This window comes from Rhizobium sp. Root149, from assembly GCF_001427345.1.
In the GTDB taxonomy this organism is placed as follows: domain Bacteria; phylum Pseudomonadota; class Alphaproteobacteria; order Rhizobiales; family Rhizobiaceae; genus Neorhizobium; species Neorhizobium rhizoryzae.
Window position 1 is genome coordinate 147,762 of sequence record NZ_LMGD01000001.1, and the last position, 21,201, is coordinate 168,962.

24 protein-coding genes are annotated in these 21,201 nt (G+C 57.7%); 13 read left to right on the forward strand and 11 right to left on the reverse strand.

Going from position 1 to position 21,201, the window contains the following annotated elements; all coding sequences use genetic code 11:
- Positions 1–143: 143 nt before the first annotated feature.
- The gene (hdaA, locus tag ASD54_RS00700; RefSeq protein ID WP_062552695.1) at positions 144–854 is read right to left on the reverse strand and encodes a DnaA regulatory inactivator HdaA; all 711 of its coding nucleotides are present in this window, start codon (positions 852–854) and stop codon (positions 144–146) included.
- Entirely contained in the window at positions 838–2,001 is a 1,164-nt protein-coding gene (locus ASD54_RS00705) for an AI-2E family transporter (protein WP_062552696.1), read from the reverse strand. Before ASD54_RS00705 ends, hdaA begins: the two co-directional genes overlap by 17 nt.
- A 299-nt stretch (positions 2,002–2,300) precedes the next feature.
- Here ASD54_RS00705 and purM point away from each other — a divergent pair, with 299 nt between their 5' ends.
- Entirely contained in the window at positions 2,301–3,374 is a 1,074-nt protein-coding gene (gene purM / locus ASD54_RS00710) for a phosphoribosylformylglycinamidine cyclo-ligase (RefSeq protein ID WP_062552697.1), read from the forward strand.
- On the forward strand, positions 3,371–4,003 hold the full coding sequence (purN, locus tag ASD54_RS00715) for a phosphoribosylglycinamide formyltransferase (RefSeq protein ID WP_062552698.1): 633 nt from the start codon (positions 3,371–3,373) through the stop codon (positions 4,001–4,003). The genes purM and purN overlap by 4 nt, the downstream gene beginning before the upstream one ends.
- A 56-nt stretch (positions 4,004–4,059) precedes the next feature.
- Here the strand turns inward: purN and ASD54_RS00720 are convergent, their stop codons facing one another.
- From ASD54_RS00720 to ASD54_RS00735, 4 genes are all read right to left on the reverse strand, one after another.
- Positions 4,060–4,386 carry a metalloregulator ArsR/SmtB family transcription factor gene (locus ASD54_RS00720; RefSeq protein ID WP_062553196.1) on the reverse strand — a complete coding sequence of 109 codons (327 nt, stop codon included), beginning with the start codon at positions 4,384–4,386 and terminating at the stop codon, positions 4,060–4,062.
- 247 nt (positions 4,387–4,633) lie between these two features.
- Positions 4,634–5,455, reverse strand: a complete 822-nt coding sequence (locus tag ASD54_RS00725) for an alpha/beta hydrolase (protein WP_062552699.1) — start codon at positions 5,453–5,455, stop codon at positions 4,634–4,636.
- A gap of 66 nt (positions 5,456–5,521) precedes the next feature.
- Positions 5,522–6,115: an NUDIX domain-containing protein gene (locus ASD54_RS00730; RefSeq protein WP_062552700.1), complete on the reverse strand. Its 594-nt coding sequence runs from the start codon at positions 6,113–6,115 to the stop codon at positions 5,522–5,524.
- The gene (locus tag ASD54_RS00735; protein ID WP_082547036.1) at positions 6,112–8,235 is read right to left on the reverse strand and encodes a molybdopterin oxidoreductase family protein; all 2,124 of its coding nucleotides are present in this window, start codon (positions 8,233–8,235) and stop codon (positions 6,112–6,114) included. Before ASD54_RS00735 ends, ASD54_RS00730 begins: the two co-directional genes overlap by 4 nt.
- A gap of 86 nt (positions 8,236–8,321) precedes the next feature.
- Between ASD54_RS00735 and ASD54_RS00740 the strand changes: the two genes are divergently transcribed.
- The 3 genes from ASD54_RS00740 to ASD54_RS00750 all read left to right on the forward strand — a co-directional run bounded on the left by ASD54_RS00740 (position 8,322) and on the right by ASD54_RS00750 (position 10,541).
- Positions 8,322–9,185 (forward strand): 23S rRNA (adenine(2030)-N(6))-methyltransferase RlmJ, encoded by an 864-nt coding sequence (locus ASD54_RS00740; RefSeq protein ID WP_062552702.1) that lies wholly within the window; start codon positions 8,322–8,324, stop codon positions 9,183–9,185.
- A gap of 77 nt (positions 9,186–9,262) precedes the next feature.
- A complete protein-coding gene (locus tag ASD54_RS00745; protein WP_082547005.1) occupies positions 9,263–9,928 on the forward strand; it encodes a ribonuclease in 666 nt (221 codons plus the stop codon).
- A 16-nt stretch (positions 9,929–9,944) separates the two neighbouring features.
- On the forward strand, positions 9,945–10,541 hold the full coding sequence (locus ASD54_RS00750; RefSeq protein ID WP_062552703.1) for a glutathione S-transferase family protein: 597 nt from the start codon (positions 9,945–9,947) through the stop codon (positions 10,539–10,541).
- A gap of 65 nt (positions 10,542–10,606) precedes the next feature.
- Here the strand turns inward: ASD54_RS00750 and ASD54_RS00755 are convergent, their stop codons facing one another.
- Positions 10,607–11,248 (reverse strand): outer membrane protein, encoded by a 642-nt coding sequence (locus ASD54_RS00755; protein ID WP_062552704.1) that lies wholly within the window; start codon positions 11,246–11,248, stop codon positions 10,607–10,609.
- Positions 11,249–11,615: 367 nt separating this feature from the next.
- On the opposite strand from ASD54_RS00755, the gene ASD54_RS00760 reads away from it, so the two are divergent.
- From ASD54_RS00760 to ASD54_RS00780, 5 genes are all read left to right on the forward strand, one after another.
- Complete coding sequence (locus ASD54_RS00760) at positions 11,616–12,377, forward strand: SDR family oxidoreductase (RefSeq protein WP_280139158.1); 762 nt, start codon at positions 11,616–11,618, stop codon at positions 12,375–12,377.
- Complete coding sequence (uvrC, locus tag ASD54_RS00765; protein WP_062552705.1) at positions 12,374–14,410, forward strand: excinuclease ABC subunit UvrC; 2,037 nt, start codon at positions 12,374–12,376, stop codon at positions 14,408–14,410. Before ASD54_RS00760 ends, uvrC begins: the two co-directional genes overlap by 4 nt.
- A 91-nt stretch (positions 14,411–14,501) precedes the next feature.
- Entirely contained in the window at positions 14,502–15,089 is a 588-nt protein-coding gene (gene pgsA / locus ASD54_RS00770; protein ID WP_062552706.1) for a CDP-diacylglycerol--glycerol-3-phosphate 3-phosphatidyltransferase, read from the forward strand.
- Positions 15,086–15,343, forward strand: coding sequence for a molybdopterin converting factor subunit 1 (gene moaD, locus ASD54_RS00775; RefSeq protein ID WP_062552707.1), 258 nt, complete (start codon positions 15,086–15,088; stop codon positions 15,341–15,343). Before pgsA ends, moaD begins: the two co-directional genes overlap by 4 nt.
- Positions 15,344–15,350: 7 nt before the next feature.
- Entirely contained in the window at positions 15,351–15,818 is a 468-nt protein-coding gene (locus ASD54_RS00780; RefSeq protein WP_062553199.1) for a molybdenum cofactor biosynthesis protein MoaE, read from the forward strand.
- Here the strand turns inward: ASD54_RS00780 and ASD54_RS00785 are convergent.
- The gene (locus ASD54_RS00785) at positions 15,808–16,704 is read right to left on the reverse strand and encodes a branched-chain amino acid ABC transporter permease (protein WP_062552708.1); all 897 of its coding nucleotides are present in this window, start codon (positions 16,702–16,704) and stop codon (positions 15,808–15,810) included. The two genes, ASD54_RS00780 and ASD54_RS00785, sit on opposite strands and share 11 nt — an antisense overlap.
- Before the next feature lie 61 nt (positions 16,705–16,765).
- On the opposite strand from ASD54_RS00785, the gene ASD54_RS00790 reads away from it, so the two are divergent.
- The 3 genes from ASD54_RS00790 (at position 16,766) to ASD54_RS00800 (ending at position 18,781) form a co-directional block, all read left to right on the forward strand.
- Positions 16,766–17,317 (forward strand): CGNR zinc finger domain-containing protein, encoded by a 552-nt coding sequence (locus tag ASD54_RS00790; RefSeq protein WP_062553200.1) that lies wholly within the window; start codon positions 16,766–16,768, stop codon positions 17,315–17,317.
- Entirely contained in the window at positions 17,314–17,817 is a 504-nt protein-coding gene (locus tag ASD54_RS00795; RefSeq protein WP_062552709.1) for a hypothetical protein, read from the forward strand. Before ASD54_RS00790 ends, ASD54_RS00795 begins: the two co-directional genes overlap by 4 nt.
- Positions 17,818–17,899: 82 nt before the next feature.
- Positions 17,900–18,781: a dihydrodipicolinate synthase family protein gene (locus ASD54_RS00800; protein WP_062552710.1), complete on the forward strand. Its 882-nt coding sequence runs from the start codon at positions 17,900–17,902 to the stop codon at positions 18,779–18,781.
- 24 nt (positions 18,782–18,805) lie between these two features.
- Here ASD54_RS00800 and ASD54_RS00805 read toward each other — a convergent pair whose 3' ends face one another.
- From ASD54_RS00805 to ASD54_RS00815, 3 genes are all read right to left on the reverse strand, one after another.
- Positions 18,806–19,819, reverse strand: coding sequence for a zinc-binding alcohol dehydrogenase family protein (locus tag ASD54_RS00805; RefSeq protein ID WP_062552711.1), 1,014 nt, complete (start codon positions 19,817–19,819; stop codon positions 18,806–18,808).
- Between the two features lie 123 nt (positions 19,820–19,942).
- Positions 19,943–20,365 (reverse strand): nucleoside-diphosphate kinase, encoded by a 423-nt coding sequence (ndk, locus tag ASD54_RS00810; protein ID WP_062552712.1) that lies wholly within the window; start codon positions 20,363–20,365, stop codon positions 19,943–19,945.
- A 122-nt stretch (positions 20,366–20,487) separates the two neighbouring features.
- On the reverse strand, positions 20,488–21,171 hold the full coding sequence (locus ASD54_RS00815) for a glutathione S-transferase family protein (RefSeq protein WP_062553201.1): 684 nt from the start codon (positions 21,169–21,171) through the stop codon (positions 20,488–20,490).
- Positions 21,172–21,201 lie beyond the last annotated feature (30 nt).

Consider the following 21,201-nt stretch of genomic DNA (forward strand, 5'->3'; position numbering starts at 1 on the left):
CATTGACGACCCTTCCCAAAGTCTGAACAGGAGTTTCCCGACACGACTTGCGCCGCATGGCGTAGTTCATGTCAGCCGGAATCAACGCCTGTTCCGGCCCTTCCTCCCGGCCCTATAACTTTTCAACGACGGAAAGATGACAGTCAATCTTCCGCATCGTCCGTCGAGAAACTCTCCAGCACTTCGGCCGCGAGATTGCGCGTAATCCTCGTGCCCCTGGCTAGAGCCAGATGATCCAGCCGCTCAACAACACCTTGTGCTGCCTGCATGGAGCGCTCCATACGCGCCACGATATAGGCCACGATCCGATCATCGATGTGCAGCTGACGGTCTGCAAAGAGCTTGATGATGACCTGTCCCAGCAGGTCTTCGTCCGGCTCGCCGATCTCAACCACCGTGGCCGCCTTCAGGCGAGAGCGCAGATCAGGCAGGGTGACGGGCCATGACATGGGCCAGAGCCGCGCGGTCATCAGGAGGCTGTGACCGTTTTCCCGGACACTGTTGATGACGTGAAACAGCTCGTTGTCGTCGAAAGCAACCCGGTCCGCATCCTCGAAGAGAACCGGTCCTGCCGCCGCGATCGTTGCGGCTTCTGCGCCCGCTTTCGGCTGAATGATCTCTGCACCGGCCTTCTCTCGCCAGACATTGGCCAGATGCGTCTTTCCGCAGCCGGCAGGCCCAGTCAAAATCACGACCGGAGCATTCCAGTGCGGCCATGCATCAATCATTGCAACGGCAGCACTCACCGGTTCCGCGACGAGAAGATCCTCGCGGCCGATTGCGGCATCATGGCTCAGCGCCAGCGGAAGCTGCTCCGCGCGCTGGCGCCTTGTCTTATCAAGCGTCTCTGTCATGCGAAATTTGGGGCTCTTGCACGGCCTTTGTTGCGACTTCCGCCTTTTCATCCCAAGGCAGGGCAGTCGAATGGCCGAAATATATGTCGCTTTGAAGATAGCGTGAGATCGCAAATCGCACAAGCACGCCAACAACTGCGGCGGCGGGCACTGCAATCAGCAAGCCAACGAAACCGAACATGGCACCGAAGGCCAGAAGCGCAAACATCAGCCACACCGGATGCAGGCCCACGCTGGACCCCACGAGCTTCGGCTGAAGAATATTGCCTTCGATAAACTGCCCGGAAAAGAACACGACCATGGTGGCGATGATCCAGCCGTAATCCGGCCAGAACTGCATGAGCGCTACACCCACCGCCAGGATGAGTCCGACCAGCGAACCGATGTAGGGAATGAAACTGATCATACCCGCGACGAAGCCGATCAGCAGGCCGAAGTTCAGACCGACTAGTGAAAGGCCGACGGCATAATAGATGCCGAGAATGAGGCAGAGCGAGCCCTGCCCACGAATGAAGCCGGAGACGGCATCATCCATCTCTCGCGCCAGTTGGCGGATGGTATGGACCTGATCCCGCGGAACCCAGCTGTCCACCTTCTCAACCATGTGGTCCCAATCCAGCAGGATATAGAATGCGACGACGGGCGTGACGACGAGAAGCGAAATCACGTCGATCAGCGTTTTGCCTGAATTCCACAGCTGATTCAGCAATCCGCCGATGAAGCCCGCGCCTTCCGACATCAAGCCGGAGAAATTCTGCTTGGCGTTCTGGATCTGCGTTACCATCCACTTCGGAAGGTAAGAGTTCTCGGGATTGGCGATCAGTTGCTGCAGCTGCGTGACGTAATCGGGCAAGACCTGCGCGAACTGGCTGAACTGGCTGATGATGAGGGGCACGACGACGACCAGCGCGATCGCGAACATCAGGATGAAGCTGATGAGAATGACTATGGTTGCCATCAGTCGGCTGAGGCCTCGCCGCTCCAGCCAGTCGGCAACCGGATCGAGAAAATAGGCCAATGCCATACCCGCCACGAAGGGCAACAGGATCGTCCTGAAGGCCAGAAGAAAGATGACGAAGGCGACGAACGCGCAAAGCCAGAACAGCACGTAACGCCGAAGGCTTGCACCGCTGATGTGATAGGCCATGAAAGGGTTCCCTGCTGCACTGCATTCATGAAGTGGGATAGGCTGCACCTGCCATCAAGGTCAAGCCGGATTACACCAAGGGGAAATCTGGCCGGTGGAGGTTCGAAAACAGGGGCAAACACCGGCAAACTCTTGCATCTGGCGGCACTCCGTGCCATGGCCAGCCGCAAGAATGGAACCGCCGCCATCACGGTGGCGAGGCCGGGATTTTGAGCAAGATTGCAGGTTTCCGCTCAAGGCACGACTGCCGCTCCGGGTCAGTGCTGCAGCACCTGCCAAACCCGTATTGGAGACGCATGATGAGTGAAGCAGGCAAGAATGGTCTTACCTACAGCGATGCCGGCGTCGATATCGATGCGGGCAATCTCATGGTCGAGAAGATCAAGCCCGCCGTCCGCTCCACGCGTCGACCGGGTGCCGATGGCGAGATTGGTGGCTTCGGCGGCCTGTTTGATCTGAAAGCAGCAGGCTTCACCGACCCGGTTCTCGTTGCGGCCAACGATGGCGTCGGCACCAAGCTGAAGATCGCAATCGACGCCGACCGTCACGATACTGTCGGCATTGACCTCGTGGCCATGTGCGTCAACGACCTTGTCGTGCAGGGCGCTGAACCGCTGTTTTTCCTGGATTATTTCGCGACCGGCAAACTAAACCCGGAACAGGGTGCCGCAATCGTTCTCGGCATTGCGGACGGCTGCCGTCAGGCTGGTTGCGCCTTGATCGGCGGTGAAACCGCTGAAATGCCCGGCATGTATCGCGATGGCGACTATGACCTGGCAGGGTTTGCTGTCGGGGCTGCCGAGCGCGGACAGTTGCTGCCGACCGGCGATCTTCAGGCTGGCGATGTCATTCTCGGTCTGACCTCGTCCGGCGTTCACTCCAACGGGTTCTCGCTTGTCCGCAAAATCGTGGACGTCTCAGGCCTTTCATGGAGCGATCCGGCTCCGTTCTCTGACGGCAAGACGCTTGGCGAAGCCCTGCTGACACCAACCCGCATCTACGTAAAGCCACTGTTGAAAGCGATCCGCGAAACGAATGCGCTCAAGGCCCTGGCACATATTACCGGCGGCGGTTTCCCTGATAATATTCCACGCGTTCTGCCGGATCATCTGGCCGCAGAAATCGATCTCGACAGCATCCCGGTTCCGCCCGTCTTCTCGTGGCTTGCCAAAACGGGCGGCGTTGTCGCCACCGAAATGCTGCGCACCTTCAACTGTGGCGTCGGCATGATCGCCGTTGTCTCGGCAGAAAATGCGCAGGCGGTGACAGAGGTTCTCAATCGTGAAGGTGAAGTGGTGGTACCGCTTGGCCGGATGGTTGCCCGGGAAGCGGGCGCTCCCGGAACCATCTACAAGGGAACGCTTGCTCTATGAGGCAGATCCGCAAACGCGTTGTTGTCCTGATTTCGGGCGGCGGTTCGAACATGCTGGCGCTCGCCGATGCCTGTGCGGCGGACGATTTTCCTGCCGAGATCGTCGGCGTGATTTCGGATCGCAAGGACGCAGGTGGCCTCGCCAAAGCCGAAGCACGCGGCATCCCGACCTTTGCCTTCGAGCGCAAGGATTTCGGTTCCAAGGCTGAGCATGAAGGTGCGGTGCTTGAGGCGCTCGCGACGTTGAAGCCGGACCTGATCTGTCTGGCGGGCTACATGCGCCTGCTCTCTTCGGACTTCATTCGTCCTTATGAGGGGCGCATCCTGAATATCCATCCATCACTGTTGCCGCTCTTTCCGGGTTTGCACACGCATCAACGTGCAATCGAGGCAGGCATGAAAGTGGCGGGCTGCACGGTTCACATAGTGACCGAAGGTATGGATGAGGGACCGATCATCGCGCAGTCGGCTGTGCCCATTCTTCACGATGACACCGCACAGTCTCTGGCAGATCGCGTCCTGATCGTCGAGCATAAAACCTATAGACTTGCCTTGCAGAAGATCGCTCTTTCGAAGGGCCAGCCCCGGGAACCTGCATTCGGTCCCGATCAATATATCATCAGCATTTGACGGAGATCTTCCGGAGTCTGGTCTGAAGCCAGTTGCTCACAGCGGCAGATCGCGGCTCAGGCAAATATCCGAGACAATGCCACGATGAGCGCCACAGATTTCTCCTCCTTCATACGGTAGAAAATCTGCTTCCCTTCCCGCCGCGTATCAACGAGACCGCCCTCGCGCAGAACCGTCAATTGTTGCGAAAGGGTTGGCTGATGGACGTTCACCTGTTGCTCAAGCTGGCCGACCGAATACTCGTTTTCCATCAGTGCGCATGCGATTTTCAGTCTCACTGGATGGGCCAATGATTTGAGGTGACTGATAACTTCAGACGCCTGTGGCGTGTCCGAAGCCAGACTTTCAACTTCAAAGGCGACATTGCTCGCTATGTACGTCATGACCCACTCCATCCAAGAAGGCGGTCTTGCGCGTGCCAAGCCATTGTCAGAATGACCGATTTGACATGCCTGAGGCGTTGACCCCCTGTTGGTTGACACCCTGAATGATCGTTACAGTGTCAGGGTGCCAGAGAGCTCAAACTCTAACCGCTATACATGTTACGTTAATGTATAGCGGTCAGGGCGACAATATACTAAAATTAGAGTATATATGTCGAAGGATGGGTTAATCGGGACACGATTTCCTTCATTTTTTTAGAAAATTTAGAAGATCTTCAGTCAATCTCTGCTTGTGGGATGCAAATAGCCCGTGAGGCGCCCCTTCATACTCAATCAGTTCTGCACCTGAGATACCGTCGGCAGCAGCACGGCCAGATGCATCGATCGGAACCGTTTCATCACCTGTTCCATGGATGATCAGAGTCGGCACGCGGAAATGTGCAAGATCTGGACGGAAATCAGTGGTTGCGAAGGCCTCCGCGCAGGCGAGCGTCGGCTTCAGGCCGGCCATCATGGCCTGATTGAAAGACCAGTCCAACACCGCGTCGCTGACCGATCCGGTAAAGACGCCCACGCCGTAAAAGCTTTTGAAGAAGGAGCGGAAGAATTGGGCGCGATCTTCCTTCATGCCTTCCGTCATTTCAGCAAATTTTGCCTCGGACGTGCCTTCCGGATTGTCTTCCGTCTTCAGCATGAAGGGAACGACCGAAGCCACGAGCGCCGCCTTGACGACGCCCTTCCCGCCATGGCGAGACATGTAGCGCGCCACTTCCCCGCCACCCATCGAAAAGCCGACGAGCGTCACATCTGAAAGGCCAAGCCCTTCGATGACATCTGCAAGATCGTCGGACAGGGTATCGTAGTCGTAACCCGTCCATGGTTGTTCAGAACGTCCGAAGCCGCGGCGATCATAGGAAATTGCGCGAAAGCCGGCATTGGCCGCTTCCATGGCGAAGTCATCCCAGGTGTCTGAGGTCAGCGGCCAGCCATGAAGCAGGACGATCGGGCGACCCTGCCCCCAATCCTTCACGTAGAGTTCTGTTCCGGTCCGGGTCTTGATCATGGTCATCGGGGGATCCTTTCGCTGGATTGCCCCCGTTTAACGCAGTTTTCCGATCTGCGTTCCGTCCTGACCCTATCGAAGCCTATCGCGATTGAGGAGCGCCCATTGCAGCAGCATGATCGTCTTGCCGTCGAGGATCTCGCCACTCTCCACCATGGTCAAAGCTTGCGAGAGCGGAATTTCCAGGACCTCGATGTCCTCGTTCTCTTCCTCAAGACCGCCTCCTTCACTCACCCTGTCCTCCACATCAATAATGGCGGCGTAAAAGTGAATGAGTTCTGTCACTGCGCCGGGCGACATGAAACATTTGAACAGAAAGCGCACATCGCGCACCTGATAGCCGGTTTCTTCAATCGCTTCGCGGCGGATAGCTTCTTCCGGGTGCTCGCCATCAAGAAGGCCGGCCGGGGTTTCGATCAGCAATCCGTCGGTCTCGTTCATATAGGCAGGCATGCGGAACTGGCGGACCAGAACCACCAGGTCCCGCTTCGGATCATAGAGCAGGATCGTTGCGCCATTGCCCCGATCATAGACTTCGCGGTCGAGCCTGCTCGTCTTGCCGTTGCGACCCGTATAGTCAAAGCTGACCTTGTGGAGAAAATACCAGTTATCGGAAAGCAGCTTCTTCTCGACGATGGTCACTTCGGGTTGCATTGGCTGCGTCATGCCGTTTCCTTCTTGAGCCAAACCCGATTGTCATGAACGGCGGCACCGCCATAGGGTGCCACCGGGTCAGCCCCGGTCAGGACATTGATCCCCTCACCATCTATATGTGCACCATTCGGCCAGAGCCCCTCGGCAATCAGAACGCCGCGCCGGGCAGTCGCAACGATCTTGACGTGGATGCGCAGGTCACCTCGCCGGTTGCCGATGCGAACGATGCTGCCGTCTTCAAGATCATGGCTGGCGGCATCATCCGGGTGAACCATGACCTCTGGACGCCCTTCTTTGTCGCGCGAGGTTTTTGTCTCCGCAAACGTGGAGTTCAGAAAGTTGCGCGCAGGCGACGTGGCCAGCCGGAAAGGATGCTCGTCATCGGTCAGTTCGATGACATTGACCTGATCGGGGAATGTCGGAAGTTCCGCGTGGGGTCCGAGCGGACCGATGCTGGCTGGCGTCTTGTTGGGGGATGGACCGTTTGCCCAATCCGGCTTGAAGCGAAACTTCCCATCCGGATAGCCAAAGCCATTCAGATAGTGAGACTCTTCGAAGCCCGGCTGACAATCGATCCATTTGTCGACCAGCAACTGATCGTAACCTGGGTAGCCGTTCGGCAGCAGCATGCGATCGATATGTTCGCGTTCGCTCAAACCGAAGCCCGCATAGTGATCCACGCCAAGGCGTTTGGCGAGTTCCTCAATGACGAAAAGATTGGTGCGCACGGTGGCCGGTGGCTCCACCAGTTTCGGACCGAGCAGGATATGGTTCTGACCGCCAGCGCGATACAGATCATCATGTTCAACGAACATCGTCGCGGGCAACACGATATCGGCCACCTGCGCGGTGTCTGTCATGAAATGCTCATGGACCGCGACAAACAGGTCATTGCGCAGGAAACCCTGCCGCACCAACCGCTGCTCCGGCGCGATGTTCATCGGATTTGTGTTCTGGATGAGAAGTGCCGTCACCGGACCACGATGGCGCAGCGCAACCGGATCGCCCGTCAGAACGCGACCGATCTGCGACTGGTCCAGCATGCGGATATCGGGGTCGACATAGGCTGTGCCCATCAGTTCGCGCTTGTCGAGCCGGAAGAGTTCACCATTGTTGTGGAAGGCACCCCCGCCCTCGTATTGCCAGGAGCCGAGCACGGTGGCGATCGAAAGCGCCGCGTGCATCGACACGGTTCCGTTGCGCTGGCGCGTAAAGCCATAGCCCAGGCGGAAGAAGGTTTTCTTCGTCGTGCCGACGAGACGCGCGAAAGCCTCGATCTCTTCGACCGAGAGCCCGGTAATGGCAGACGCCCATTCTGGCGTCTTCGCCTGAAGATGCGCTTCCAATCCTGCGGGATCGTCGGCAAATTTCGTCATGTAGTCACGGTCGGCGTAACCATCCCGGAAAGCGATGTGCATGACGGCGCAGGCAAGTGCTGCATCCGTACCCGGTTTCAGGATGATCTTCACATCCGCCTGCTTCATCGTCGGGCTGTCGTAGATGTCGATAACGACAATTTTGGCGCCCCGCTCCTTGCGCGCCTTCACCGCATGCGTCATCACGTTGACCTGCGTTGCCACCGGGTTTGTCCCCCAGATCACCACGCAATCGGATTTCGCCATCTCGCGAGGGTCAGGACCACGCAAAGCGCCTGTTCCCAGCACATAGCCTGTCCAGGCCATATTCGTGCAGATGGAACCGAAGAAGCCGGAATAGCGCTTGGCATGGCGAAGACGTTCGATCGAATCGCGCTGCACCTGCCCCATGGTTCCGGCATAGAAATAAGGCCAGATTGCCTCGCTGCCGTGCTGGGCTTCGGCTTTCACGAAGGCTTCCGCAATCTCGTCCAGTGCAGCGTCCCAGGAGATCTCTTGCCAGCTGCCGTCACCTTTTGCGCCTATACGTCTTTTCGGCGTCATGAGGCGGTCGGGGTGATAGAGCCGTTCCGCATAGCGAGCGACCTTGGCGCAGATGACGCCTGCCGTGTAGCTATTGGCGTTGGCACCGCGCACGCGTCCGATCCGGCCATCATCGGTCAGATCAACGTCCAGCGCGCAGGCCGAGGGACAGTCATGCGGACAGACAGTGTGTCCGGTGGAATTTTTGAGTGTGATCGGGGTCGCAACGTTCATGTCTTTCCTATAGGACATGCGAAGGCTCGCAGAAAGCGGCATTTGCGTTGCATCAAATCTATTGAAATCATCCAGCAGGGTTTGGAATGAACTACCGGCACATCTATCACGCAGGCAATTTTGCCGATGTTCTCAAGCATGCAGTCCTGGCTCTTTTGATCCGGCACATGCAGAAGAAGGACAAGGCTTTTCGTGTGCTGGATACCCATGCCGGCATTGGGCTCTACGACCTATCTTCGGAAGAAGCGCAGAAGACGGGCGAGTGGCGGGATGGTATCGGCCGCTTGCTGGAAGCCGATCTGGACGGTCAGGTTGCTGGCCTTCTGCAGCCCTATCTCGACGCGGTTCGTGCTGAAAATCCCAAAGGTGGCCTCACTTACTATCCAGGCTCTCCCCGCCTGGCGCGCAACCTGTTTCGCCCACAGGACCGGCTTGCGGCGATGGAACTCCATCCGGATGATTACCGCCGTCTGGCACGTCTTTTCGAAGGTGACTTCCAGGTCCGCGCTACCGAGTTGGATGGCTGGCTGTCGCTGGGCGCCCACCTCCCTCCGAAAGAAAAGCGCGGCATCGTTCTCGTCGATCCGCCTTTCGAGATCGAAGGAGAATACGAACGGCTGGTTCAGGGCTTGGCAACAGCCTATCGTCGTTTTTCCGGCGGCACCTACTGCCTTTGGTATCCGCTAAAGAAAGGAGCGCCGATCCGGCGCTTCCATGAGGAATTGCAGGCGCTCGACATTCCCAAGATGCTTTGCGCAGAGCTTTCAGTGAAGAGTGACCGTGATGGCACCGGCCTGTCTGGCTCGGGCCTCATCATCGTCAATCCACCCTTCACGCTGAAAGATGACCTGCACCGTCTTCTTCCTCCCCTGAAGGATCTGCTTGCTCAGGATCGCTTTGCATCTGCGCGCGCATTCTGGCTGCGTGGGGAAGAACGGATAGACACTTAGTCGCCAGCCGTGACGGAACGGTGCTTGACCCAGCACGCACGCCGGGACATCTTCTCCGTGCATCGGAGATTTGATTCATGTTCCGTTCTATTTTTTCAAAACTGATTGCCCTCACCGCCCTTGCCGCAAGTACGTTCGCCATCGCACCGCAGACGCGTGCGGAGGACAAGGCCGGGGCCTTCGATTTCTACGTTCTCGCCCTGTCCTGGTCACCCACCTTCTGCTCAGGCGAGCGAGGACAGAAGAGCCCGCAGCAATGCGGCACCGACAAGAAATTCTCCTTCATCGTCCATGGGCTTTGGCCGCAGAATGAAAGCGGATACCCCCAATCCTGCGCCAGTTCTGAACCGCGAACGGTGCCGGATGCCGTTGGTCGCCCCTATTTCGACATCATGCCGTCCATGGGCCTCATCGGGCACCAATGGCGCAAGCATGGAACCTGCACGGGCCTTTCCCAGAAGGATTATCTGGAGAAAATCCGAAGCGCCTACAACAAGATCAAGCTGCCGCAGGATCTGACCGCTCTTACGACGACCGGGACTTTCTCGGCCGAGATGATCGAACAGAAATTCACCGAGATCAATCCTGGCCTCACCGCGGACTCCATCGCCGTCAATTGCGAGGCCTCCAAGTTTGAGGAGGTGCGGATCTGCATGACCAAGGATCTGGGCTTCCGCCCCTGCACGCAGGTTGACCGGGGTGGCTGCAAAATCAAACGCATCACCGTGCCGCCGGCACAGTAAACTGTAAGGAAATGCCATGAAACTGCTTGTGTCTCCAGCTTCCCCCTACTCCGCGAAGTGCCGCATGGCGGCGCGCCATCTTGCACTCGGGGTCGAAGAAGTTCGTGTCGACACCAATGCCGAACCGCCGGAACTCATCGATAACAATCCGCTGGGCAAGATCCCAGTCCTGCTGCGCGATGGCCAAAAGCCTGTCTATGATTCTGTCGCCATCATGCAGTTCTTCAACCGCCAGTCCGGCGGCAAGCTCTATCCGGCAGAGGCGCAAGCCCGAACTGACGCGGAAGTGCTGGAAGCACTGGCGGATGGTATTACGGATTGCCTGCTCGCCATCATCTACGAACGCCGGTTCCGGCCCGAGGATAAGGTCGAGCAGTCGTGGATCGACAAGCAGTGGAGCAAGGTGACACGCGGTCTGGATTATCTCGAGGCCAACCTTCCTGTCGTCGGCGACACCCTGCACGGCGGTCACTTCGCCCTTGCTGCGCTGATCGGCTATCTTGATCTGCGCTTTGCCGGCAAATGGGCGAATGGCAGGCCAAAGCTTGCTGCCTGGCCAGACCAGTTTTCGAAGCTGTTCCCCGAATTTGCGACTGTGAAGCCTGCTGCCTGATCACCAGCATAAAAAAAGCGGCCGAAGGTTTCCCTCCGACCGCTTCTTGATCCAGAATACGCGGATCAGAACTTGACGCCGATACCAACCTTAACCGAGTGGTCGTCGAAGCCGCGCGAGAAGTTCGTGCCGCCGAGGTTGTAATCCTTGTCCTGATAGTCCGTGTAACGATACTCAACGCGAGCGGTGATGTTGTTCGTTACCATGGTTTCAACGCCGGCGCCGACCGTGTAGCCGAGAGCCGTGTTGCTGTCGGTACCGCGAGCGTTCGAGAGTTCATGGTCAGCAGCGGCCAGACCAGCCGTACCGTAGATCATGAAGGGGTTCAGGTCGTAACCGACGCGGGCACGAACAGAGCCGTTCAGCTTTTCCTTGCCAACGGTGCCATTGCCTGCAGCGCCCTTCTGGCCGTTATAGCCGAGGTCTGCTTCAGCACCGTAAACGATCTGGCCGCTCTGCCAGTTGTAACCACCGAATACGCCGCCGCCTGCGCCGTCAGCATCGGTGTGGCTGGAGCCACCCTTGAACTTGCCCATGTCGTACGAGCCGTAACCACCAAGGTAGAAGCCAGACCAGTTGCTGACAGGTGCCGCAGTTTCAACGGCAGCAGGTGCTTCCGGAATCTGGGTGACAGCATCAGCCGCATGGGCCGAAACAGCGATGAGACCAGCGGCAGATGCCATGAGGGTCGCGATAAGAGTACGCATACTTAATTCTCCTTTTCATTACCGTGAGGGAGAAGCTGCCTTTGTTTCCAGCAGGCTTTTGGTTTCCCGTCGCGTTGACAGTGAAATTGGTGGGGAAATGAGGAATTGAAAGTACCGAAATGTGAATTGATTGTGGCAGAGCGATGGCTGAATCTGGATGTTGCTTCAGGGCAACATGCACTTTGTTAACCATAACAGAGCGTATACGTTTGCTATTCATAAGAACTATTATTCACATCGACGTGAATACATCAATAGATTCATGTATAACAAAAACAGGCCTGTCGCCCGATCTGTTGATTGGCGCGAACCGTAAAGCTCATCATGAAAAACTTTAGTGAAAACTCCCTCAAATGCGAGTGACAGCGTGAACAAAAGACAAACCATACTTGTGACCGGCGGCGCGAAGCGCATGGGCCGGGCAATTTGCGAAGATCTTGCCCGTCACGGACATGCCATTGCGATCCACGCGAACGCGTCGCTCGCCGAGGCGGAAGCGCTCGCCGCAAATCTTCGAAATGAGGGTTGTCAGGCTGTGGCCCTGCAGGCCGATCTGCTGGATGACCGTCAGACGGAAATGCTGATCGGGAGAGCGGCTGCGGAACTCGGGCCCCTCACCGGGCTGGTGAATAGCGCCTCGATCTTTCTCAAGGATGAGCCGGATCGCTTCGAGCCGGATGTCTTCGACAAGCATTTTGCCATTCATGTCCGGGCTCCGTCCATTCTTTCGGCTGGTCTTCTGGCACAGTTGCCGGAGGGCGAGACCGGGCTCATCGTCAACATCATCGATCAGCGTGTCTGGAAGCTGACGCCTCAGTTCTACTCCTATACCCTCTCCAAGGCCGCACTGTGGACCGCCACCCAGACGCTCGCACAGGCCTATGCGCCGCGCATCCGCGTCAACGGCATCGGTCCCGGCCCTTCCTTCAAGAGCGAACGTCAGGCGGAAGAAGATTTCGCAAAGCAGATTGCCGGTCTGCCGCTGAAACAGGGTCCATCACGGGACGAATTCGGCCGCACGATCCGTTTTCTTTTTGACACTCCGTCCATCACGGGCCAAATGATAGCCTTGGATGGTGGCCAGCATCTGGCCTGGGAAACGCCTGATGTGGCGGAGATCATTGAATGAATGGAACGAAACTGCCTGACGGCGGCGTTCTCTACGACGAATCAGATGACGATGAAGACGACGTAATCCAGCCGGAAGCGGAAGCGGCGTCATCGCTGGCTGGCGTCCAGTGGAACGAGGGCTGGAAGAACGAGTCGGGCCTCAAGGGCGCCGATCTTATTGCCGAGTTCGTGAAGCATTTGCCGAACGCACCGGGCGTTTATCGCATGTTCAACGAAGCAGGCGATGTGCTGTATGTGGGCAAGGCCCGCAGCCTGAAGAAGCGTGTCTCGAATTATGCGCAAGGTCGGGTTCATTCCAACCGTCTGTCGAAGATGGTGCGCGAAACCACGCAGATGGAATTCGTCACCACTCGCACGGAAACCGAAGCCCTGCTTCTGGAAGCGAACCTCATCAAGCGGCTGCGCCCTCGCTTCAACGTCCTCTTGCGCGACGATAAAAGCTTTCCCTACATCATGATCACGGGCGATCATCGGGCACCGGCCATCTACAAGCATCGGGGTGCTCGGGCTCGCAAGGGCAATTACTTCGGGCCCTTTGCCTCTGCGAGTGCGGTCGGCCGCACGATCAATTCCCTCCAGCGTGCGTTTTTGCTGAGAACCTGCACCGATAGCGTCTTCGAAAGCCGCACCCGCCCTTGCCTGCTCTATCAGATCAAGCGCTGTTCCGGCCCCTGCACGCATGAGATCAGCGATGCGGACTACGGGCTTCTGGTGCAGGAAGCGAAGGACTTCCTGTCCGGCAAGAGCCAGAGCGTCAAGGCGACCATCGCCAGCCAGATGGCGGAGGCCTCTGCCGATCTGGATTTCGAACGTGCCGCCGTCTATCGCGACCGGCTGGCGTCGCTCAGTCATGTCCAAAGCCATCAGGGCATCAACCCGGCAGGCGTTGAAGAGGCCGATGTCTTTGCGATCTATCATGAGGGCGGATTGACCTGCATTCAGGTCTTCTTCTTCCGGGCGGGCCAGAACTGGGGCAATCAGGCCTATTTCCCCAAGGCGGACCCGCAGCTCCAAGGCTCGGAAGTTCTGAATGCCTTCTTGGCGCAGTTTTACGACGACAAGCCGGTGCCGCGTCAGATCCTTCTATCGGAGACGATCGAGGAACAGGCTCTGCTTGCGGACGCGCTAAGTGAGAAGGCCGGATACAAGGTCACCATCTCCGTGCCGCAGCGCGGCGAGAAAAAGGATCTCAGCGACCATGTGCTTGCCAATGCGCGCGAAGCCCATGGACGCCGCCTTGCGGAAACGGCATCGCAAGAGCGCCTGCTGAAGGGTTTCGCGGAAACCTTTGCCCTGCCCTATGTGCCGCGCCGGATCGAGATCTACGATAACTCCCATATCATGGGCACGAATGCCGTGGGTGGCATGGTGGTTGCCGGACCGGAAGGCTTCGTGAAAGGCCAGTACCGCAAGTTCAATATCAAATCGACGGACATCACCCCCGGCGATGACTTCGGCATGATGCGCGAGGTGATGACGCGGCGATTCTCACGTCTCCTGAAGGAGGAAGGCCTACCGGATCGCAGCGCTCTGCCTTCTCAAGAAGATGCCGTCGACGCGGGCTTTCCTGCCTGGCCGGATGTCATCCTCATCGACGGCGGCCAGGGACAGATGTCTGCGGTGCGCAAGATTCTCGATGAGCTTGGTATAAGGCAGGTCGTCACGGCCATTGGCGTTGCCAAGGGTGTGGACCGCGATGCGGGGCGCGAACGATTCTTCGCCGATGACCGCAGCGATTTTTCACTGCCGCCGCGGGATCCGGTACTCTACTTCATCCAGCGACTTCGGGACGAGGCTCACCGTTTTGCAATCGGCTCTCACAGGGCACGGCGCAAGAAAGAGATGGTGAAGAACCCGCTCGATGAGATTTCGGGCATCGGCCCTTCGCGAAAGCGGGCTCTTCTCCAGCATTTCGGAACCGCAAAAGCCGTCTCCCGAGCCGGAATAACCGATCTGATGACGGTGGAGGGAATCTCGGAGTCGGTGGCAAAGCAGATCTACAATCATTTCCACGAGAACAGATCGAGTTGAACGGCAGAAGACAGATACGACACGAGAATTTTGAGTTGACGCTTCGAGCCCGAAGCATCACTTAAAGGCAATTGCAACTGACAGGTTGACCATGGCATCGCGCGCACTGAACATTCCCAATCTTCTGACCTATGCGCGTATCGTAGCCGTACCGGTCGTCGTGGCGTGCTTCTTCGTCGAAGGGCGCCTCGAAAGCTCCGATGTGGCACGCTGGACCGCTCTTGCAATCTTCGTTGTTGCTTCCATCACGGACTACCTCGACGGCTATCTGGCGCGCATCTGGAACCAGACATCGAACATCGGGCGTATGCTGGATCCAATTGCCGACAAACTGTTGGTTGCTTCGGTCCTGTTGCTGATGGCAGCAGATGGCACGATTGCGGGCTGGTCACTATGGGCGGCGATCACCATACTCTGCCGCGAAATTCTGGTCTCGGGCCTGCGGGAATATCTGGCCGCATTGAAGGTCGCCGTGCCTGTGACGCGCATTGCCAAGTGGAAAACCACCTTGCAGATGGTCTCCATCGCGTTTCTGTTGGCAGGCGATGCCGGGGACAAGGTTCTGCCCTACACAACCGAAATCGGTCGTGCCTTCCTCTGGATCGCGGCCATTCTCACGATCTACTCCGGCTATGATTATTTCCGCGCCGGTCTCAGACATGTGGTGGATGAAGAATGAAGGTAAAGCTCGTCTATTTTGCCTGGGTTCGGGAGCGGATCGACAAGCCGGAAGAGGAAATCGACATTCCGGAAGCGGTCGTGACTGGCCGGGATTTGCTGAATCACCTGAAGACCTTGGGCGAAGAGTATGAAGCAGCACTTCAGTATCCGGAAGTGATCCGCCTCGCCATCAATCAGGAACATGTCGACCACGACGAACCCATCACCGGAGCGCGCGAAATCGGCATATTCCCACCGATGACGGGTGGATAAGAAAATGGTGGCTCTGAAGCCCTTCATCCGCGTCCAGCGCGAAGATTTCGATCTGCAAACCGAGATCGCGATGTTGACAGAAGGGCGACAGGACATTGGCGCCGTCGTGACGTTCACTGGCCTCTGCCGCGATGAAGGCGGAAGTCTGAACGCTCTTGAACTGGAACACTATCCCGGCATGGCGGAAGCGGAAATGGCCCGCATCGCAGAACTGGCGATCGCACGCTTTTCCCTTCTCGGCCTCTCAGCCGTCCATCGCTATGGCAAGATAGCGCCCGGCGAGAATATCGTGCTGGTCATTGCCGCCGCATCTCATCGGCAGGCAGCCTTCGATGGTGCGAATTTCGTTATGGATTTTCTGAAGACGGCAGCTCCCTTCTGGAAGAAGGAGCACCTTGCAAATGGCTCCACGGGCAACTGGGTCGCGGCAAAGGATGCCGATGACGCCGCGCGCGACAAGTGGCTCAAGCCATAGGCTTTTGCTGGCGCGTTATCACCAGCAGCAAAGCGAGCAGGGAAATCAGGGCCGCATCTCGCCACACCATGGGTGCAAAGGCACTCCAGAAGGTCTCACCGAAGGCAAAGATAGCCGCACCCACAGCTGCACGCCACGGGTGAAGATGCCCGCCCGCCGCGGAAATCAGAACGATCTTCAATCCAAAAATCAATCCGGCACCAAAGCCCATCGTACCGTAGTGCATGGTGGCCAGAATGCCGCCCAGCCCCGCCAGTAGAGCGCTCAACACGTAGGTTTGCGTAAACATCGCGCGGGAATTTACGCCGCACAGTTCCGCCGCCAGCCGGTCCTCCGACACGGCTCTCCAGTTGCGACCCCATCGTGACAGCGCCACAAATACGGCGGCCGATACGAGAAGGATCAGCACGGCGCCGGTATTCACCAGTTGCAAAATGGTCAATGTCACGGGCGACGCGAGGTTTGGCACGATTGCGATGCTTTGGTTGAGGAAAGGCGGCAGCCAGAGTTCCTGTGTTCCGGAGGCAAGCCGCGCGCCCTCCATCAACACCAACAAGAGCCCAAGCGACGCGACGGTGAAGGCATTTGGAGAAACTGCCGAGAGTGGCGCTGCGATCCGGTGACCTATGAGAACGCTCAGAGGCATCACGAGTGCAAGCGTAAGAACGGCTCCGGCGGCCAGCGAGGCGGCGAATGTCAGAAACAGAATGTTCCATCCGGCATGGGCCCCGAGCAGGAATGCATGACCGGAAAAAGCAAACAGCGCGCCGTAGGTTAAATCCGCCCGCTTGGTGAGTGCAACCGACAGGGCGTAGCCAAATGCGAGGAGCGCATAGAGCGCGGACAGTGGCACCGCGTTTGCAAACTGTTGAAGTGCGTAGTCCATGCCCGTCCTCCAGGCTCAAAATATAACTGGTAAAACGTCTTTTGCCAGTTATATTTCCGATATGAGCTTTTCCTGGACACCCCATCGTTTTGTCGGCGGCGCCTTGGCACTGGATGTTGCCAATAGCGTCATTCTGCGCATGGACCCCGCACGCAGCCTGGATCGCTTCGCCGTGCCGGAGCAATTGGCGGGTTTTGCGAATGCTGCTTGTGTTCTTTCCGCAGAGCGGGAACGCTGGGCGCAGTTGCGGCCGGTTCAATCCGGCAATGAGCAGACCTTTCTGACATTCCGCGAGGCAGTTGACCGCTATTTTCGCGGCCTCGCGACAGCGAACGATGCACAGCTTTTACTTGCCGATCTGCTGGATCAGGGATCAAAGCTTTTGCGCAGCAATCCCACCGCCGGCTCGCTGGAAGCGGAAACGGTTCATTCAGCCCTGCGGCTCCTCAGCCTTCCTGATCCGCAACGTCTGAAGATCTGCGGCCACTGCGGCTGGCTTTTCCTCGACCGCAGCAAGAACAAGAGCCGCTTCTGGTGCGACATGGCCGTCTGCGGCAATCGTACCAAGGCCAACCGCCATTATCGCCGCAAGAAGACTGGAGATACGGCATGATTAGAAAGGTTGTAGCCTTATGCCTCACACTCGTTCCACTAACGGCTTGCCAGCGAGAAACGGAAAACAAGATTGCCGAGTTCAGCGGTCATATCTTCGTTTTCAACTACAGGCTTTCGAAGGCGAACTATGTCGTCACTCTCCGGCCTCTGGAGCAGCCCTTGAGACCGGGAACTGCAACGGCCTATTTCGACAACCCGCGCGGCGGTGATCCCCTCGTAGCTCGCCAAATACTCTATCCGAATATGACGAAGATCGTTCTGGAGAGTCCCGACCTCCAATGCGTCAAGGAAGGCAAAGCCTACCACATCAGGGTTGAGATAGCGGGTTCAGATGGCAGGGTTCGCCAGACACTGGAAACCGATCTCGTCGCGACCATCGATCAGAGTGTTCTTCCGGCCAATTCCCTGGTCGTTGGTCCGGCTTATGACCTCAATCCACAGGTGTTCAAGCCAAATGATGCCGTCGATCTCTCGCCTGTCCAGGGATGCCCGGCCTAGGGACTGGTGACGAGATCATCTTGTCTCGTCACACGCTTCCCGATACATCATATCCATAGATGAAGGGGAGCGATGCATCACAATGTTTGAAGGTTTGTCCGCATTTCCGACTACGCCGACCAATGCAGACGGAGAAGTCGATGCCGTTGCATTGGCCCGAGTTCTGGACCGACTGGCGGAGGCGAAGGTAGGGTCCATTGGATTGCTCGGCAGCACCGGTGCCTATGCCTACCTTTCACGCGAAGAAAGACGCCGTGCGGTTGAGGCTGCAAAGGACAGCATTGGCGAGCGCGTTCCGCTGCTTGTGGGCGTAGGAGCTTTGCGGACGGATCACGCACAGCAATTGGCACGAGATGCGGAGGCGGCGGGAGCCGATGCGCTTTTGCTGGCACCGGTCTCCTACGCGCCCCTCACACAGGAAGAGGTTTATCAGCATTTTGTTTCTGTATCGAATGCGACCGGCCTGCCGATCGTGATCTACAACAACCCGACGACGACCAGATTCCAGTTCAGCCTCGACCTCATCCAGAAGCTGGCGATAATTCCCAACATCGCAGCGATCAAGATGCCGCTGCCGGGTGAGACCGCTTTCGCGGACGAAATCAGAAGCTTGCGCGCCCTTGCTCCATCCGGCTTCAGCATCGGCTACAGCGGAGACTGGGGTGCGGCCGATGGCCTGCTGGCCGGTGCTGACGCGTGGTATAGCGTTGTGGCGGGCCTGCTCCCCCAACCTGCGCTGGCATTGACGCAGGCGGCTATCGCAGGAGACCGAGCCGAGGCAGAACGGCTGAATGCTATGTTCGAACCTCTGTGGTCGCTGTTCAAGGAATTTGGCAGCTTTCGCGTCATGTATGCGATCGGCTCGCTGCTCGGTCTGTTTGAAGCCGAACCTCCTCGCCCTGTCCTGCCCGTTCCCGCGAGCGCCAGACCTCGCATAGAGGCGGCGCTGGACGAGTTGCGCTGAGAAAGACCGGGAGCGACAGCCCGCTTAAAAGCCCTCAAGCACCAGCTTGCCCCGCGCTTTTCCGCTTTCAAGAACCGCATGCGCTGCTTTGAGGTTTTCCGCATTGATCGGACGGATGACCTCGGTCAGCGTCGTCCGGATTTTGCCTGCGTCCACCATGGCTGCGACTTCGTTGAGCAGTTTGCCCTGCTCGTCCATGTCGGCGGTCTCGTTCATCGAGCGTGTAAACATGAATTCCCAATGGACGGAGGCCGACTTTCGCTTGAAGGGCATTATATCCATCACGGCAGGATCATCGATAAGCCCCACGCGGCCCTGTGGGGCAAGCAGGTCCGCTATATCTGCGACGTGCCATTGCGTTTCGGTGGTGGAAAAGACAAAAGCCGGTTGGCCGATATCGAGCTCCGCGACTTGCGGTGCAATCGGATGGCTGTGGTCGATGACGTGGTGGGCTCCAAGCTCTTTTACCCAGGCTTGGGTTTCCGGACGTGATGCCGTTGCAATGACTGTCAGATCCGTCATTGCCCTCAGGAGTTGGATCGCAATAGAGCCGACACCGCCCGCGCCACCAATGATCAGTGCGCAACGCGCAGCACCTGGCACCGGCGTACTGACCTTGAGCCGGTCGAAAAGCATTTCCCACGCCGTAATGGCTGTCAGCGGCAGGGCAGCTGCCTCCGCATAGGAAAGCGTGGAGGGCTTTCGTCCCACGATACGTTCATCGACCAGATGAAATTCGCTATTTGCACCCTGACGATCCAATGCCCCTGCATAGTAGACTTGGTCGCCCACCACAAAGTCCTGGACGCCTTCACCTATGGCCACCACCTCGCCAGCAGCATCCCAACCGAGAACCTTCCATTGGCCGTCTTCAGCGGAGGCCCGGCGGCGAACCTTTGTATCGACAGGATTGACAGAAACGGCCTTTACCTTGACGAGCAGGTCACGGCCACTGGCGGCGGGCGTGTCTAGCTCGACATCCATCAGGGCATCTGCTCGATCCAGCGAACCCGCAGTTTGATACGCAATAGCCTTCATCTCGATTTCCTTTTTCAATCATATCAGCGAGGATATAAGGGCGCGAGACGGAAAGAAAACCACGTAAAAAGCCGCCCGAGATGTTTCCCGGACGGCTTGAGAATTGGCTTTCGGATCGATTGATCAGCCGACGATTTCGGTTTCAGCGAACCAGTAAGCAATTTCCTGAGCGGCTGTTTCCGGAGCGTCGGAGCCGTGAACCGAGTTCTCACCGATGGAGAGAGCAAAGGTCTTGCGGATGGTGCCTTCAGCAGCCTGAGCCGGGTTGGTTGCACCCATGATTTCGCGGTTCTTGAGGATCGCGTTTTCGCCTTCCAGAACCTGAACGACCGTCGGGCCGGAGGTCATGCCTTCAACGAGTTCGCCGAAGAAAGGACGTTCCTTGTGAACAGCGTAGAAGCCTTCAGCTTCGCGCTTGCTCATCCAGACGCGCTTGGAAGCAATGACGCGAAGGCCATTTTCTTCGAAAACCTTGGTGATAGCGCCCGTCAGGTTACGCTTGGTTGCGTCCGGCTTGATCATGGAGAAGGTGCGTTCAATCGCCATTGCCTGAAATTCCTCAGTTGTAGGGATAAGTGGGCGGTGTTTAGCCGCCCCGAATCGCGAAAACAAGGGGGTTCCGGCAATTTCACGCAGCCGTCATACGTCAGAGCTGAGAAGATTGAGCTTCAGGCGACCGCCCTGCCCTTTGCGCCATGCAGGTCCAGGCACCGCTCGAACCATTCAGCGACCGAATGATCCTGGGAAATCGCGAGCGAGCCCGTTGTGATCCGCAACCACTGGAGCGCACCAAACAGGATATAGTCCGCAAACAGAGGTGTTTCTCCGCCGAGATACGGCTGGAACTTCAACATATGCCGCATCGGCTCCAGTTGCGTAGTGAGATCGGTTATCGCCTGCGGACGACCGGCTTCGAACTCCTCCAGCTTGCGACCCAACCTCTCTTCACGGCTGGTGCGGAAATAGGTCTGGTCTTTCTCGTCCAGCATGTCGTGGATATCCTTGATCGCAATGCGCGAAAGCACCGGATGGACCAGCATCTGCGAGTAACCTTCTACGAAGCGTGCCAGTGCCTTGCCACCCTCGCCGCCAAACAGCGTCGGACGGTTGGGATAGGTATCTTCAAGATAAACTGCAATATCGAAGCTGTCGCGGATCAGGAGATCACCGTCGCGCAGAACCGGCACGGTTTTGGAGAACCCGTTTTCCAGCTTGGGAACTTCAGTGAACGGCACCGGCCGCTCGACATATTCAAGCCCCTTATGCTCCAGAGCCATGACGATCTTCCAGCAGTGCGGCGAGAAAGGCCTGCTCACATCGCGACCGCAGAGCGAGTAGAGAATTCTGGTCATGGCATTGGTCCCCTCATCTGGTTGGTGCGG